The 17559-nt window shown below is 54.7% G+C and carries 10 protein-coding genes (1 of these 10 cut by a window edge); 9 read left to right on the top strand and 1 reads right to left on the bottom strand.

Annotated elements, in window-relative coordinates; translation table 11 throughout:
* From FHS27_RS19460 to FHS27_RS19495, 8 genes are all read left to right on the top strand, one after another.
* A protein-coding gene (locus FHS27_RS19460) for an AAA family ATPase (protein WP_246420244.1) crosses the window boundary here: on the top strand, positions 1–646 show its 3' end. The gene continues 986 nt to the left of window position 1, outside the view; the window shows 646 of its 1632 coding nt (coding positions 987–1632); its start codon lies beyond the left edge, outside the window; the stop codon is at positions 644–646.
* 1289 nt (positions 647–1935) lie between these two features.
* Positions 1936–2913, top strand: coding sequence for an alpha/beta hydrolase (locus FHS27_RS19465; protein WP_184306542.1), 978 nt, complete (start codon positions 1936–1938; stop codon positions 2911–2913).
* A gap of 106 nt (positions 2914–3019) precedes the next feature.
* Positions 3020–4240 (top strand): DUF1552 domain-containing protein, encoded by a 1221-nt coding sequence (locus FHS27_RS19470; protein ID WP_184306543.1) that lies wholly within the window; start codon positions 3020–3022, stop codon positions 4238–4240.
* A gap of 63 nt (positions 4241–4303) precedes the next feature.
* Entirely contained in the window at positions 4304–6661 is a 2358-nt protein-coding gene (locus FHS27_RS19475; protein ID WP_221225230.1) for a DUF1592 domain-containing protein, read from the top strand.
* 108 nt (positions 6662–6769) lie between these two features.
* Entirely contained in the window at positions 6770–7525 is a 756-nt protein-coding gene (locus FHS27_RS19480) for a 3-keto-disaccharide hydrolase (RefSeq protein WP_390854010.1), read from the top strand.
* Between the two features lie 94 nt (positions 7526–7619).
* A complete protein-coding gene (locus FHS27_RS19485; RefSeq protein WP_184306544.1) occupies positions 7620–9053 on the top strand; it encodes a sulfatase family protein in 1434 nt (477 codons plus the stop codon).
* A 103-nt stretch (positions 9054–9156) separates the two neighbouring features.
* A complete protein-coding gene (locus FHS27_RS19490) occupies positions 9157–10431 on the top strand; it encodes a sulfatase-like hydrolase/transferase (protein WP_184306627.1) in 1275 nt (424 codons plus the stop codon).
* A 3-nt stretch (positions 10432–10434) separates the two neighbouring features.
* Positions 10435–12585 (top strand): sulfatase family protein, encoded by a 2151-nt coding sequence (locus FHS27_RS19495; RefSeq protein ID WP_184306545.1) that lies wholly within the window; start codon positions 10435–10437, stop codon positions 12583–12585.
* Positions 12586–12652: 67 nt separating this feature from the next.
* On the opposite strand, the gene FHS27_RS19500 is transcribed toward FHS27_RS19495, so the two are convergent.
* Positions 12653–12793, bottom strand: coding sequence for a hypothetical protein (locus tag FHS27_RS19500; RefSeq protein ID WP_184306546.1), 141 nt, complete (start codon positions 12791–12793; stop codon positions 12653–12655).
* A 338-nt stretch (positions 12794–13131) separates the two neighbouring features.
* Here FHS27_RS19500 and FHS27_RS19505 point away from each other — a divergent pair.
* Positions 13132–17559: PA14 domain-containing protein (locus FHS27_RS19505; protein ID WP_184306547.1), on the top strand; the 4428-nt coding region annotated here is incomplete at its 3' end.

Below are 17559 nucleotides of genomic sequence, written 5' to 3' on the forward strand. Positions count from 1 at the left end.
ATCCTCCACGGGATTGCTCGACGCCGGCGGATTTGACAAACGCTGGGTGCGCATCGAACGCCCGACCATCATCGCCGGTGGCGAACTCACGATGGAGATGCTCGAGGTGCTCAACAACCCAACAAGCAACATCAGCGAAGCCCCGCTGCAAATGAAAAGCAACTGCGGCACATTGGTCATCGATGACTTCGGACGACAAAAAATGTCGGTTGACCAACTACTCAACCGCTGGATCATCCCACTCGAGAAACGCTATGACTTCCTCAACATGGCGAGCGGTAAAAAGATCCAAGTTCCGTTTGACCAACTAGTTATATTTAGTACCAACCTCGAACCGAAAGACCTCGTCGACGACGCATTCTTAAGACGGATACCGTATAAAATTGAAGTCGAAAACCCGCCGGAGTCGGACTTCCGCAAGCTATTTGAAATCATGTGCCGCGTTACAAAAATTCCTTATAACGCCGACGCCGTCGACTACCTCATCAAGACTCACTACCTGCCGGTCAACCGACCATTTCGCAATTGCCAACCGCGGGACCTGTTGCTCCAAGTACGCAACTATTGCCTCTACAACGACCTCGAAGTCCAACTCAAAAATGAGTATTTCGATTTCGCGTGCGACAACTATTTCTCGGTCATGTAGTGGCCTAATCCGCGATTGAGTCGTGCTCCAATCAAGCCCGACAGCAAGCGTCAAGGCTCGCGATATCGAGACTCCGGACTGCGTCAACGCTGCTCAAGCGTAGTTGTGTCAATGCATTCATGCGATCAATCCGCGGTGATGAGGCTCAGCGCCATCGGCCTCAACACTTATGTGAGTAAATCCCCATGGCGACCCAACGTCACAGACAACTCACGTGATCATAACCAACAAGCGTCATCCAACACGTCTCCTTTGATACTCACTAAAAGGTCCGCAGATCTTTGATGACCTCGACGCTCATGAGTGCGTGATCTTAAAAACCGAATACACCCTGATGCACCACTTGATGTCGCTGCGCACGCCGCACGCGTGATGTTCTGATTTCACCCCAAAGACGAGGCGACTTGAGTCCGCACCGATGCGTGGTCGATTTCAATCGACATCACTTACGCGAAGCTTCATCTGTTCGCGTCGCGGCCAAATCGCATCTCCCGCCGCCACACGCACCTTCCCTTTGAGGAATCTCGTTCCAGGTTTCTCAGTGGCTTGAACTTCGCAGGCCGATCCAGGGGAAACATGACTCGGGAAGACGCACGAACTCCGTTCGCTCCCACCAGCGGCGCAGCGACTGACTCGCTGCCGAAACACATCAGCGGTCCAATACGCGCGCCTCAAATCGCTGCATTGCCGACGCAACCACGCTGAACCGCACCTATCCCCAAACGTCTTACACGTCATTTCGCGAATAGGAAAGCACGACCGGCTCATCGTGCTGCGCGTCAGGTCTCACTTACGGGAACAAGACGTTTCGACGAGCAAACGGCCCCATTGGACGATTCCTTCCTGGACGAATCAACAGCATGCCACGCTTCGTATGTCGTAAAAGATTAGCGACATGGCGTGTTTTGCCCTCGAAAAACCACCCACGACGGCGAAGATAGCAACCTTGCGGCGACATCGACGGCTCCCTCACTCACGTGTCGCAGTTCGTTCGGACGAACAGAATGCTCGTTTCAGTGAGATGCCGGGACCGTGGAACAGGGACACGACACCGACTCTCTGATTCACTCAGCACCAGTTCGGTTGAACCGCAATCCATGGTTTTGAGTGCTTAAACCGGTTGCCGAAAGCACCGCCGCGAATGATCGGCGTTGTTCCGGACGTCGCGAAAACCGGTGCCGCCATTTACGTCAGCAAGTTTGATCCTAACGAACAATTACTATCGAACAATAACTGCTGTCTCGACCGCCGAACACGAGCCAGCCAGATCCCTCTTGGACATCAAAAGAATGAAGAATCACGCGATCACCGCCCTTGTTCTCGCTGTAGTAGCAACCAGCGGAGTCATGGCTCAGGAACCAGGCCGTCAAGGCAATCGTTCTCGCAAACCCTCGCAAGCCAAGTATCTGGAAACGGGCGGAGAACGAAAACTCGAAGTCGTTTACAAGAACGTTTCTGGAAGAGAACTGTCGCTCGATTTGTACTACCCCACTGAAAAACGTAGCGAAAAGTGCCCCGTCATTGTCTTCACTCATGGTGGAGGCTGGGCCGCCGGCAATCGATACAAGGCAGCGAGCGGGTCCTTTGAAAAAGTATTCCAACGGTTAATCAAAGCCGGCTTCGCTGTGGCCCCCGTGACCTACCGACTGGCGAGAAAAGACAGCGGCGTGACGATGCGAGACTGTGTCATCGATTGCAAAGATGCGATCCGTTATCTCGCCAAAAACAGCGAATCCCTGGGCATCGATCCGAACCGGATCTGCGTGATGGGGGACTCAGCGGGCGGCCACATCACGCAGATGCTGCTACTCGCATCGCCTGAACAATTGCCCGGTGACGAGGAACTCGCGTCTGCTTCCTACACCATGCTAGCCGGCGTTTCATGGTACGGCCCGTGTGACTTTGAAAAGATGGACCTGTTCAACCACGACGACCGAACCGACTTCCGGGACCGCTTTGGCCCTCGCATTTTGGGGTCAGACACCGAACCTTCTGACAAACTGAAACGCTATCGAGAAGTCAGCCCGATCAATTACCTGAGCAAAGACAGTCCACCATTGCTGATGATCCAAGGGGACAAGGATACGACCATTCCGGTGAAGCATGCGTACTACATGCAACAAAAAGCCGACGCGATCCAGGCACCAGTGGAGGTCATGATTATCAAGAACGCCGGACACAACTGGCGAAAGGTGGATGCGGATATTGCCCCCTCTCGCGACGCGATCATTGATCGCACCGTGCAGTTCTTTGTCGAACACCTGTAGAAATCTACCTCACTCACAATGAACACGGGGGCTAGAGCGACAAACCATGACGTACAGGTCGACTGAACCGGAGAATAGACGCCGCCTATTCCTCAAGGCAGCAGGGGTGTCAATCGCGTTACCAACGCTGCATTCCATCGCCGCCCCTGCGCGAACGGAAATCGGCGAACCAACACGAATGGTCTGCATTAGCAGCGCATTGGGGTTGTATCCGGGGGCGTTCTTTCCCAAGTCATTCAGCGACGACTACGAACTCTCGCCAACGCTTCAGCCATTGGCAAAAATGCGAAATCAGTTCACGGTGTTTTCGCACATGGATCACCCCGGCATCTTTTCGAAACACGGTGCGATGAAGTCCGTTCTCAGTGGAGTCGACCCCGGTGGCGCACCGACAGGAACCGCGGTATCCATGGACCAGGTTGCCGCCGATCACGTGGGCTATCAAACGCGATTCCCGTCGCTACATGTCAGTGTCGGCGGAACGCTTGGTGCGTCGTGGACGAGATCGGGTATCAAGGTGCGCGAGCACAGAGATCCTCGAGACTTGTTCAAGCTGTTATTCGTCCAGGATTCCGAGGCCGCAATCAAATCAAGGGAGAACGATTTACGAGAACAGGGCAGCATTCTCGATCTGCTTCGAGCACGGGCAAAACAATTCGAGCGACGCACAAACCCGTCGGACAAAGCAAAGCTGGACGAATACCTGACCGCGATTCGAGAAGCAGAAATCAAACTGCAGGGCATGCAGCGATGGCTGAACCACTCCAAACCGACCGTTGACTACGACGCGACCGGCCATCCCCATTCGGACACGGACTACGGATTCCTCGCGCCGCTGATGTTTGACCTGTTGTTCTTAGCCATCCAATCGGATTCCAGCCGGGTCTTCACAGCCGGATTTGGGATGCACAATCGCACGATTGAACTCGACGGCGTCACCGGTGGCTACCACGGTCTATCGCATCATGGCAACGTTCCCGCTCAGCTTCGTCAATTGCAAATCATCGACAAATTCTACATCGAGCAGATGGCTCGCTTCATGAATCGACTTGCTGACACGTCACTGGGTGATCGCGGAAACGGAACGCTGCTCGACAAGACGATGGTGCTATTCGGTACCGGACTTGGCGATGCCGCACGACATAGCAACCGCGATTTGCCTACAGTGATTGCCGGCGGAGGTTTCAAACACCGCGGCCACGTCAACGCAAAGTTAGCGTCAGGACAGCGCACGCCACTGAACAATCTGTACACGAGCATGTTGCAAAAATTCGGCGTTCAGATCGAACGATTCAACAACGCGACCGGCACCCTGGATTTAAGTTGAAGCATGGCACATCTTCACTCTCCTCCGACGGAGGCTCATCGATCGAGGTGTCGATACCGAGCCATGAAGCCTCTGAAACTACTGGCCACGAGTCTCTGCTTCTTTTCCGTGTTTAGCAACACACGAGCAGGGGAGCCGTCGAACACACCGTCGCTGCTGCAGAAATATTGTGTTCGCTGTCACAACGCAGACGAAAACGAGGGCGATGTCTCTCTAGACCAACTCACTAAAGAGGACGTCGATCTATTCGGGCGAATCTACGAACAGCTTTCCAGCCAACAAATGCCTCCCGATGACGAGCCTCAACCGACACGCGAAGAACGCGAACGGTTGGCAAGTCAATTTCTGCAGCTCGCGAAAAAGACAGCCGTGCCGGAGACCGCGGCGATGCGGCGACTCAATAAACGAGAGTACAGCAACACCGTGCGTGACCTGCTCGGCATACGCGGTGGAATCTTCGATCCCGGAAAATTCATTTACAAAGACGAGGTATCGGAGGGTTTTGATACCGAAGGCGAGGCTCTGGTGACATCGAACGAATTGTTGCTGGAGTACCTAGAAGCGGCCCAGATGAGTCTACGCCAAGCACTCTTCACGCTGGCCTCGGATGCACCGAAGCCGAACGTCATCAACGTCAACACCGCGAAGATGACGGGCGCGTCGCGGCGGTATGAAACCAAAGATAGTCAGGCATATGTCTTTCGAGTCGGCAAAGCGAAAATTCACGGCAGTGGTCCAACGCAACTGATGAAGATGCCTGGGAGATATCGAATCACGGTCACCGCGTCGGCGATCGACAAAGATCGCTATCCGGTTCCCTTCGTCCCTGTGAACACTCCACCTGTTTTGGGAATCGGCATCGCCTCAGGAAATCGCTCCGGCGTGTCCGAGTTCGATCGACACGAAGAAAAGTTTTCTCTGACGTACAACCAGAAACAAACGATCCAGGTTGAAAGATGGATTGACCAAGGCTTTCATCCGTACCTGCGATTTGCCAACGGACCAGGAAAACCGATTACACAGATTCGTGCGAACCTGCGACGCGGAAAGATCACAAAGGCCGACGCAAAAGGGCCTTTCGTCGGGCCAGCCATCCGGGTCACCGAATTCAAAATCGAAGGCCCCTTTTACGACGCGTGGCCTCCCGAATCAGTGCGTACGACCATTGGCAGCGACACGGTCCCGAAACTCGAAAACGCAACGGCGCGTCTCTACTTACTGGGCCGGTTTGCCAGACGAACGTTTCGACGCCGAGTGAGTCGTGAAGAGATGTCGCTTTGGGTGAAGTATCTCAATACCCGGTACACCGCAACGCGTGATTGGCGTGAGGCTTTTATCAAAACAATGACCGTGATGATGGCGTCGCCTGATTTCCTCTATCTGCAAGAAGACGAGGATGAACTCGATGCGTTTCAACTAGCCAATCGCCTGTCCTATTTCTTTTGGAGCACGATGCCAGACCGCGAACTGTTCTTGCTCGCCGACTCTGGAAAACTGACCGAACCGGATGTTCTACAACAGCAAGTCATTAGACTGATCGACGACCCACGATCGAGACGATTCAGCGATAGCTTTGTAGATCAGTGGCTCGCGCTCGATACGCTCGGCTCCATGCCTCCAGACAGCAAGCTCTTCCGCTCTTACAACGCCTCGGTGGAAGCGGCGATGCTGGCCGAGACTCGCGAGTTCTTCAACCACGTGCTGCAGGAAAATCACAGCGTCCGAGATTTCATTGATTCAGAATACACGTTTTTGAACCCGCAGCTTGCGGCCCTCTACGGTATTCCTTACGAAGGTGGCGACGCCTCAATCGGCAGCGGCAAATTAGTGCTCTCGCGCCTCCCAAAGAGTTCGGCGCGTGGCGGGATTCTGGGGCACGCCAGCGTACTAACACTGACGTCCAACGGAGTCGAAACGTCACCGGTAACGCGTGGCGTTTGGGTATTGGCAAACTTCATGGGCACACCTCCCCCTCCGCCGCCCGCCGAGGTGCCGGCGCTCGTTCCCGATTTGAATGGAGCGAAAACCGTACGGGAACTGCTGGAAATGCATCGCAGCGATCCCGCCTGCATGAACTGCCACCGGAGGATGGACCCACTGGGGTTTGCCCTCGAAGCCTTTGACCCGGTCGGTCGCTTTCGCACGAAGTATTCCAAGCGTGCAAAGGTAAGTACACAGGGTCGCTACATGGGACAAAACTTCGAAGACATCACCGGACTCAAACAGATCCTCTCGAAAGACGTGCGTCTATTTGCGCGAAACCTGATCGTCCGTCTCGCAGAATACGCCAAGGGTAGAAAACTAGTGCCAGCGGACTACGCGACAGTCGAGGAAATTTTGTCGGAGTCCCAGAAAGACAGTTTTAAACTCAAACGCATCATCTACATGATCGCAACAAGCGACCTCATGACGGACAGATAACCCAAGCAATGGCCTGATGCACGTGTCGGGTCAACACAAGTGAAAACGGATCAGCGCTGCTTCGCGAGTGAAAACCAATTTAGAAATCAAACCTATCAACGAATAAACATGAATCAAAGAAATACGCTACGTGGTCTGTTTGTGTTAATGACCTTCCTTCGAACTGTCACTGCGCCGCCTGTTTCAGCCGAAGACGCCCCAGTATCAACCCGTGGACTCGCACCACCAAATGATGCCGTGGTACTGTTCGATGGCTCGAACTTCGATGCCTGGAAACCATTTTCCTGGCAGTGGGTCAACCCAAACGATGACCAGAACGAAGTGCAATGGAACATCATTGACGGTGATGCGATGGAGATCTCTTTCGAATTCGAAGGGAAGCGACGCAAACAGTTTCTTTGCACAAAGGAGAAGTTCGGCAACTACCGACTGCACCTAGAGTTTCAGTTACCCGGCGGCGATAGCGGCAACAGTGGCGTTTTCTTCGGACCGCTATACGAATTGCAAATCCTAGATAGCTCCAATAAAGAGACACTCGGGCTTGGCGACTGCGGCTCGATCTATCAAATCCGCGCCCCCGACGTGAACGCTGCACTCGGTCCAGGTTTGTGGCAAACGATCGATTTGAATTACCAGTCGGCAAAAATCGGCAAGAACGGATTCATGGCCGAAAAAGACGCCGCCCGTGTCACTATCCGGCTTAATGATCAATTGATCCACGACGACATCAAACTGTCGCAGCGACGGAACAAGTACGCCGCTTATCCCGAGGAACCGACCTCACCCATCGTTCTACAAGAACATGGTTCCAAAGTGAAATTCAGAAATATCTGGATCGTTGAGACCAATACCGAAACAGAGTGAGCTTCGCCCGAAGTCCCGAACGTGCCTTACCAAAAGGGCATTCTCGCGAATACCCCAACACCCAAACCGCCCCCCCAATGGACATCGACAACTCATGAAAACGTGTATCCTACTGCTGGCTTATTTTCTTCTCGCGACTTCGACGACGATTGCCGCGGAACAGCCTAATGATGCCGCCCGGCCAAACATTTTGTTCATCTTTACCGACGACTGGGGATGGGGAGATCTTAGCTGTCACGGGCACCCATATCTGAAAACGCCGAACATTGACCGTCTCGCGAAAGAAGGCACTGACTTCCATCGCTTCACGGTCGCCAGTGGCGTCTGCTCCCCGAGCCGAACGGCAGTGATGACGGGGCATTTCCCTGCTCGTCACAACATCGACGGTCACTTCGCGACAGTGAACAGCAACGCAAATCGTGGCATGCCGGACTGGCTCGACCCGCTGACGCCAACTCTTCCGAAGATGTTGCGGTCGGCTGGCTACGCGACCGCCCACTTCGGCAAATGGCATCTCTCCAACAACATGATCCCGGATTCGCCACTGCCAAAGGACTACGGATATGACGAGTACGGAGCCTTCAACTGCGCGGGCGAACAAATGCCGGTGCACGAGGACGCCGCTCGCGCGATCGCCTTCATCGAAAAGAACGCCGTCGCGAAAAGGCCATTCTTCATCAATTTGTGGATGCACGAACCACACACACCCTTTCACACTCTGCCGGAATATCGAAATCGATTTCCAGAACTGGACGATACAGACAACGTCTACGCGTCTGTACTCTCTCACGCCGACGACCGGATCGGCGAACTGCTCGCGGCATTGGACCGACTAAAACTGACTGACAACACACTTGTCGTTTTCAGTTCCGACAACGGCCCCGCTGGCGGCGGTCGAGGAGGAAAGCTGAACACGATGTACGACTCCGCGACAGGTGAAGGTTTTGGAACCGGCTGCAGCGTCGGGACTACCGGAGGCCGAAACGGCCGAAAGAAATCGATACGACAGGGCGGCATTGGTGTCCCCTTCATCGCTCGCTGGCCAGGAAAGATCAAGGCCGATGCCATCGATGAAGTCTCGTGGATCTCCGCAGTCGACTTGCTGCCAACGTTCTGTGAGATCGCCGGTGCGGAGATGCCCACAGGATATCACCCCGACGGAAAGAGCCAACTTGCAACGTTGCAGGGCACCGAACTCCCAATCCGCGACAAACCGCTGTTTTGGAAGGGACTTCCCAGTCGCAAGGGTCCAGTCTACTCGATCCTGGATGGACGATGGCGACTGTTGACCAGCACGGACTTCGAGGTACTTGAGCTTTTCGACGTGAATCAAGATCCGTTGGAAAAGAACGATTTAAAATCATCGCATCCGGAGATCGCCGACGAACTACGAGAGAAACTTCAGGGCTGGCATGCGACGCTTCCCGAGAAACCCAACCCCGAGTGTTTCTCGAAGTATCGTATCAAGGCCAATGGGCCGCTACCGCCTGCGGTCAAGCCAGCCTTTCAGTTCAACCCGTCTCGATAAAACTTCCCTTCAGCAAAGAATTCGAATGACTAAGTCCTCTCTTGCAGTCGTAATCCTTCTGTTTTTCGGGGGAAGCTCTTTTGCCGCGGACCGCCCAAACATTGTGTTGATCTTGACCGATGATCAGGGCTGGAGTCAACGATCGGGCGCAATGCACCCCGACCTAGACTTCTCGAAATCGAACTACCTACATACACCGAACATGGATCGCATTGCGACGACCGGCATGCGATTCACTAGCGGCTATTCGCCCGCACCGCTGTGTACTCCAACTCGCCGCAGCATTGTTAACGGAACCAGTGCCGCACGCAGTGGTTCGGAATTCAGCAGCACTTGGGTGCCTTCCGAACACATAACAATCCCGAAGGCGATCAAACAAGCTGATGCCGCCTATCAATGCGCCCACTTTGGCAAATGGGGAGAAAAGATGATCTCATCGCCCGAAGAATGCGGCTACGACGAGAGCGACGGGCACACCGGAAATGCCACGGGCGGAATGGCGAACAAGGATGATCCGTTTCATATCGTCGATGACCCCAAGCGTACCGATTCGGTCACCAAACGTTCGATCCAATTCATGCGTGGGCAAGTTAAAGCGAACAAGCCGTTTTACCTTCAGGTCAGCTACTACGCGGTCCATCTTCGCACCGAACTGTTGCAAGCCACGCTCGAAAAGTACCAAGAAAAAGGCGTTCCAGATCGCGGGTATTCTCACGGTTGGGCGGGCATGTTAGAAGAACTCGATCGCGGCATTGGGGATCTGCTTGACGCGTTGGACGAACTGGATATCTCTCAGAATACGTATGTGGTTTTCATGTCCGACAACGGCGGTCGCGGAACCGTGCCCGGTGGCAATGAGAAGTCACCGCCAACCAACTCGCCACTGTCCGGTGCGAAACACAGCCTGCAAGAAGGCGGAATCCGCGTTCCGTTCCTCGTTCGCGGCCCATCGATTCAAGCCGGTTCGGTCTGCCATGTTCCGGTTGTCGGTTACGACCTTTTGCCAACCTTCTTCGAACTCGCGGGCGGCAAGGATTCGCCTTCAAACGAAATCGATGGCGGGAGCTTCGTTTCATTGTTAGCCAGCCCACAAAGCGGCACCGTTAAACGCCCTGTCGACGGCGTGATCTTTTCCCGCCCCCGGCGTCGACAAGCCGCCATTCGTCAAGGCGACTTCAAGCTTCTTTGCAGCGTAAACGACGACAAACTGAATCCAGCATCAGGGCAACTGTTTAACGTGCAAACGGATGTCAGTGAAACGAATGACCTAGCCTCGACATTGCCTGACAAGGCGAACCAGCTTCAAAATACTCTCACTGCGTATCTTGCGAAGTTCAAAGACCCCTCTGGCTCCAATAAACCCAAAAAGAAGAAATAGATCATGGAACCTAATTCAATTATTCGATCCGCACTTCTTTTGTTGCTATCGACCTGCACGGCGTCGGCAGCCGAGCAACCGCCCAATGTCGTTCTGATCTTTGCCGACGATCTCGGCTACGGCGATGTCGGATGTTACGGCGCCACGAAAGTACAAACGCCCAACATCGACAGCCTTGCAGCGGAAGGACGCCGCTTTACGGATGCTCATTCGGCATCGGCGGTTTGTACGCCGTCACGCTACGCACTGCTGACGGGACAATATCCGGTGCGAGGCAATCAAGGCAGAGGCGTTTGGGGGCCGGCTCCCATTACTTCGCCACTGCTGGTCGACACTGAGCAAACGACGATCGCCGATGTTTTCAAAACCAGCGGCTACGACACGGCTGTCGTTGGAAAATGGCATTTGGGTTTTGGTAAGGGGCCCAACAAGTGGCAGGAGCCGTTGCGTCCTGGACCACAGGACCTCGGTTTTGATTACTACTTTGGGATGCCTGTCGTAAACAGCGCGCCCCCTTATATTTTTGTAGAAAACGATCGCATCGTGGGCAGCGATCCTGACGATCCCCTAGTTCTCCTCGGCCGAAATGCGAAGGGCATCACGCCCATCACCCCCATTCCGCCCGAAGCCGCTCAGCGCACTGCCAATCAATTTGGTGGCGCGAAAGAAGCGCACAAGCAATTCAACGATTACCAAGTCGGAACGACATTGGCGAAGAAATCCGTTGAATGGATCACGCAGCGAAAAGACAAACCGTTTTTCTTGTATCTCGCGACAACCAATATCCATCACCCCTTCACTCCCGCCAAGCGTTTTCAAGGCACCAGCCAGTGTGGACTCTACGGTGACTTCATTCACGAACTCGACTGGATTGTCGGCGAGGTTCTCGCGTGTCTGGAAGAGAACGGTTTGAGTGACAACACTCTGGTGATCTTTACCAGCGATAACGGTGGCATGTTCAACCGCGGCGGACAAGCGGCTTTCAAGGATGGGCATCGGCAAAACGGCGATCTTCTGGGGTTCAAGTTCGGTGTCTGGGAAGGCGGTCACCGCGTGCCGCTGATCGTCCGCTGGCCGGGAATGGTGAAAGCTGGCACGACGTCGAATCAACTGATCGGCAACGTCGACATGCTGGCAACGTTTGCTGCATTAACCGGCCAAAAGCTTGATAAGGCTCAACCGATCGATAGCGTCAACGCACTTCCTGCCTTTATCGACGAACCGGAAAAACCAATCCGCGACCATCTCCTGCTGGCCCCGCACAAAGGCACGCATCTATCGATTCGCAGAGGAAAGTGGATGTATATCCCCGCCCGTGGCAGCGGTGGATTTGGGGGCAAGAAGCCTGGCGATCACACGTTTGCTGGCCCCGTAGCAGCCACCTACGTGGGCTCCATCAATAGCGACATCGAAGACGGCCAGATCAAAAAGGACGCGCCGCCGGCGCAGCTCTATGATTTGGAATCAGACGTGAACCAGACTCACAATGTTCACAACGAGTACCCCGAGGTGGTCCAGCAACTGAAGTCTCTGTTGGCGGATTACAAACCCAAGTCCAACTCTGCTGAACGGGCCCCCAGCAATCAATCAGAGAAGAAGACTCCGCGTTCGCAAGGCAAGCCAGCCAAGAAAAAGGAAGTCACGCCGAATGACCGCAGCACCTCGTTCGACTTTGAATCCGGAAAGCTGGAGCCTTGGAAAGTTGTCGAAGGGAATTTCGGCCACATCATCGGAAGCCGTTCAGAGTTTTTCAGGAACAACCGAGAGTACAACAAACAAGGCACGTACTACCTAACGACGCTTGAATCCACCCCCGAAGCGGATCGCGGCATGGACCTCCAAACCGGCGTGATTGTCTCACCGTTGTTCATTCCCGAAGCCGGGCCGATGACCTTTCGTGTCGGCGGTGGCCGTGGGAATTCAACTTACGCTACCCTGTGTACTGTCGACGGCAAAGAGGTTCAATCCGCCCGAGGTATCAACGATCAAGTTATGCAGGAAGTGACTTGGGATCTATCGCCATACCCTGGCCAACGGATGTTCATCAAAATCGTAGATCACTCGACAAACGGATGGGGTCACATCACCGTCGACGACTTCCAATTCGACGCAAAATTACTGACAGAATACGCGGAGTCTCTAGAGCAAGACTGACGATCGCTGGTTTGCCAATCTGGAAGCGAAGAAACAACCCCGGCCTCTATCACTAAAGCAGCCGTCATCATCCCTCGCAAAGCATTACCGCCAACGCGTCCGCGGGCGTGCGTTGTTCGAAAGCCAGAGCAAGAGCAGACGGATCGCGCCGTTCCGGTTCGCTATTGAGCGACAAAAACGCGAGCCCTCCGGCTCGATAAGGCAGCATCACACTGCTGTCTACAACTGCCCCTTAAACATCGTAATGCCACTCATGCAGCACGTCCGAGTGTTTCGGCGAAATCGCGTGTGACGCCTCGACAATCTCACACGCAACGGTGCCTACCGCGGAGCACCGTTAGTCCGGCCAAGGCGTCTCCACGAGCTATGCCGAGCAAATCGACGCAGTCTATACCGGGCAGATGCGTGCGTTTTTGATTCAACACGCGGGTTAAATCATCGAAGAGGTGGCCGAAAAAGCATTTCGCGACCCTCCCATTCGGGGTATCTTACCCAGCTTCAACACGCTGTTTTGCACAAACGCTGCTCCTCCGACTGATGCCTCGCATGAATCCCGTCAAGCGTTCCCAACTCAAACGCCACACTCACAAAAGAAATCGTCTTCACTTCGAACTACTCGAAGACCGACGTCTCCTCACCGCCGCACCGGCGGGCGAAGCTGCCAAGTTTGACGTCAACCAAGACGGCCATGTCACAGCCGTGGACGCACTGCAGGTTATTAACTTCCTTAGCCAAGACGTGGACGCGTCGTTTCAAGCCCTGACAACTGTCCCGCCTACCCATGACGTGAACCGGGACGGCAACGTCACGTCAGTCGATGCACTGCAGATCATCAACTTCCTTAACGAAACTCCCGGTTCCGAAAGCTCGTCGTCGATCCAAAGCGAGCCCAACCCCGCCGCATCAGTTTCACTCCCTGCTCAAATTCGAAGCCGTGATGTCGCTGAACTAACGATCGATTCGTTTTCGGATCTCGACCTATCGTTGATCGATCGGATAGAGATCGACTGGGGCGACGACCGGATTACTACAATCCCCAAACACGAGATATCTGCTCCGCAGACGCGGCTCCATTCCTACTTCGTATCGCCAGGCCCCCAGAATGTTGAAGTAAGAGCGGTCACTCACGATGGCTCCGCAATTTCACTCGCCAACTCGCAAATAGAAACAGTCGCAAACTCGCCTTCAATTGTCGATCGCGTCGATGAAGGACTAACGGCTGAAATTTTCGACAACGCTACTTTCACGGGCCCATCCGTTCGTCTGCGAACTGACCCAACAATCGCATTCGACTTTGGCATCGATGGTCCCGATCCCAATCTCAACATCTCAACCGCTCCCTTCTCGATTCTCTGGCACGGTTTCTTCACGCCGGACGAAACAGCTTCTTACGCTTTTTTCGCCGATGTTGGCACGAATGATGTTGCCTCGATCTACGTCGATAACCAACTCTTATTCACGGCAACTGGCAACGAACAATCGGCCTCAATCCCATTAACCGCCGGCGAAAGCGTTGAACTGAGAATTGACTACGTCGCCGGGTTAGGGCAATCACACATCCGCGTCGGCAGCGAAACCGACTCGAGCTTCAGGACAGCTCTCCCGAGCCACCAGCTACGCCCGATCATCTCGGCCGAACAACTCCGCAGCGGCGCACTCATCGAAACGTTCGAAGCGGCGACATTGATCACCAGCGTCGAGGACCTTCAATCGAGTGAATCATTCATTGCGAACTCCCCCGCTGCTGCCAACGATCTCGCCGGTTTAACATATTCCCAACCCGCAGGAACTCACGCGACGCGAACACGATCGATCGTGTCGGTTCCCGTCAGTGGAGCGTATACCTTTCACGTCGCTGCCAGCGACACGGCCGAAGTTTACCTTTCACAAGAAGTAGCGTCCGACACGTCGCGAGTCATCATGTCGGTCGCTAACGCGGCTCCACCGGAGGATTTCACTTCGCCAAACGCGAACGCTTCGACGCCGATCTACCTCGTCGCCGGTCAAGACTACTACATCGAAACGCTGCATGCTCACGACAACGCCTCCACTGCTGGCCATCTGGCCGTTGCTTGGACGCGTCCCGACCAACCTGAATTGGGACCGCAACTGATCGACACTGCGTTCTTACGACCAATCGTCCCTGAAGTAACCCTGCACGCCGACGTGTCGCAAACGCACGAGGCAGACGTTGTCTCCCGAAACGCCCGCTTTGTGATCGCACGCAGCGACGACTTGGGACGAGACCTCGACGTTGCCTACACGCTCGGTGGCTCGGCAATCAACGGTGTCGACTACTCCCAACTCTCAGGCATCGCCACGATCCCAGCCGGCCAAGACCATGTGTTTGTTGAACTCGATCCAGTAGATGACGCGACACTGGAAGGCTCCGAAGTCGCAATCATCCGCTTGGCATCGGACCCCCGTTATCAACTAGGTGTTGAGAGCCAACGACAGATTCAGATCACCATCGCCGGTGAGCTACAAAACGAAACGCAGTTGCTCCCACAAGATATCCCGACGCTAATAAACACAGGCTTTACCTCGACGGCTGGCAGCAATCAAATCACCACGTTTCACGTCGATGACACCAACCTACCGTTTGTGGATGGGTCGCCAAGCAACAACGCGATCCGCGCTGTTGTCACCACCGCCACGCCCGACTCCCCATGGGACACCCTCGTCGGCTACGGCTTTGACGGCAGCCCCTACCCCGCCGGCACCCCATTTTTCGCGAGCGTGTGGGCTCGCAGCGGCAACATCGACGGGTCCAACGCAACCGTTGGATTGCGATTGCAAAAGAGCAGCGGAGACTACGCCGGCGAAGAGAAAGTCTGGCAAGTTGGTCCCGAGTGGACACTGCTCCTGCTGCCGATGACACCGGACTTCGGCAACGGCACCTCCGACCGAACCGTCGACGTTCGCATGGGATACCAAGAACAAATTGTGGAACTCGGCGGCTTCAGTTTGGTAAAGCTAGATTTGCAAACCGACTTGGATGCAGCCCCAAAACCGATCTTCACGTACGGAGGTCGCGAGTGGGACGCTGAATGGAGGGAACAGGCTGCGATTGAAGCAGCAACTCATCGAACCAACCCGATCCAAATCAAAATCGTCGACGCCTCCGGCAACCCGATCGAAGGTGCCGTCGTCACGATCACTCCAACAACGCCGAGTCTGCCGATCGGAACGGCAGTCTCACCCGAACTGATTGTCGCGAGCAATCCTGATTCCCTCACACCTGAGGCACAGCGTTACCAAGCCATCCTCGAAATGTTCGACACCATCACCGATGGAGGAACGGCGCAGTGGGGCCCTTGGTCGCTCGATCCCCCAGTTCCACGTGACTTCCTGAATTGGGTCATCGAACGCGAACTTCCGTACCACGGCCACGCTCTCGTATGGGGCGACTTTGCCGACGACCCGAGCGACAACTTTCCGACTCCTGTCAGCCTTCTAGATGGGTACAACCATCAACTTAGCACCAACGGAGCTGCCGCCGCCGAAACGTGGCTGGAGAACGAAATCCTGACGCACGTTTCGACCACCGGTCCCGCGAACGACTTCAGCGGATCACGCGAGGATTCATCCAAACCTCGCGTCACATGGTGGGACGTCATCAACCACCCCATCTTCGCCCCTGAGATCTGGGACATTGTCGGATACGACTTTATCGTCGACATCCTTCAAGCCACACGGAACACCGTCGACAGCGACACGGAATTGATTATCAACGAATTCGACATCTTGTCGAACCCCGACAACGGACAAAGCGACGCATTCTTTGACCTGCTCACACTGCTCGACACAACCGCAAACGTGGCAACCGGAGAGAACGCCCAATACGACGCAATCGGATTCCAAGGCCACTTCGTCAGTAACCGACTTCCGAGCATTGATCGCATCATGGAAGAACTCGATCGCTACGAAGTCTTCGATCGAAACATGCAGATCACCGAATTCGACGTCGACGCGGTCGACATCGACCAACAAACCCAAGCCGACTTCACCCGCGACTTCTACCAAACCCTATCAGCCACCCCCAACCTAACCGCCGCCACCCTCTGGGGCATCTGGTCCGGCGACCACTGGCGAGAAACCCCAACCAACCCAGAATCCGCCGCCCTCTTCAACACCAACTTCACCCCCCGCCCCAACGGCCAGTGGTTGTTGGAATCTCTCAACACGAGCAAACATCCGACATCTGCAACCACCAACTCGGTTGGTGAAAGCGAGTTCCGCAATCAAGCAACAAGTGCCGAAATCAAAGTCGTTCTGCCAAGCGGCCAGTCGTTCAACTATTCTACCGAAATTGAATCTCGTTCATTGATCACATTGCTTGCTCCCGACTACGTAATCAACTCAGAGGGCGATCTAGATACGTCAACTATTGTGGTTGATGGCACATGCGATGACGGCCTCGGAAACTGCACGTTGCGTGAAGCAATTCTCGAGGCGAATGCAAACCCCGGAATCAAACGCATTAACTTTGCGATTCCCGGCCCTGGCCCGCATGTGATCAGCCTTGCCAGCGATTTGCCAACCATCACCGATGCCGTGATCATCGATGGTACCACCGAACCCGATTATTCCGGCACACCGGTGGTCCAGATAGACGGAAGTTCGGCTGTGACCGACGGTCTGCGACTTGCCGCCGGTGATAGCACCATTAAAGGACTCGCCATCACCAACTTCCCCAGTAACGGGATCCTTGTCTTGTCGGACAACAATACCATTGAAGGAAACTACATCGGTACCGACACCTCGGGGGCGGTCGATGCAGGCAACGGACAGAATGGAATTTTCGTCAATAACGCTTCGGGAAATCTCATTGGAGGACTCGGCACGGAAGGCCACAACGTAATCTCAGGCAACGATCAATTTGGAGTCTACCTGCTCGGCGTCGACTCCACAGGCAACACGGTTCAAGGAAACCACATCGGCACGGACGCGACCGGTCTCAACCCGGTTGGT

The sequence above is a fragment of the Aporhodopirellula rubra genome (assembly GCF_014192335.1).
Classification (GTDB): Bacteria; Planctomycetota; Planctomycetia; order Pirellulales; family Pirellulaceae; genus Rhodopirellula; species Rhodopirellula rubra.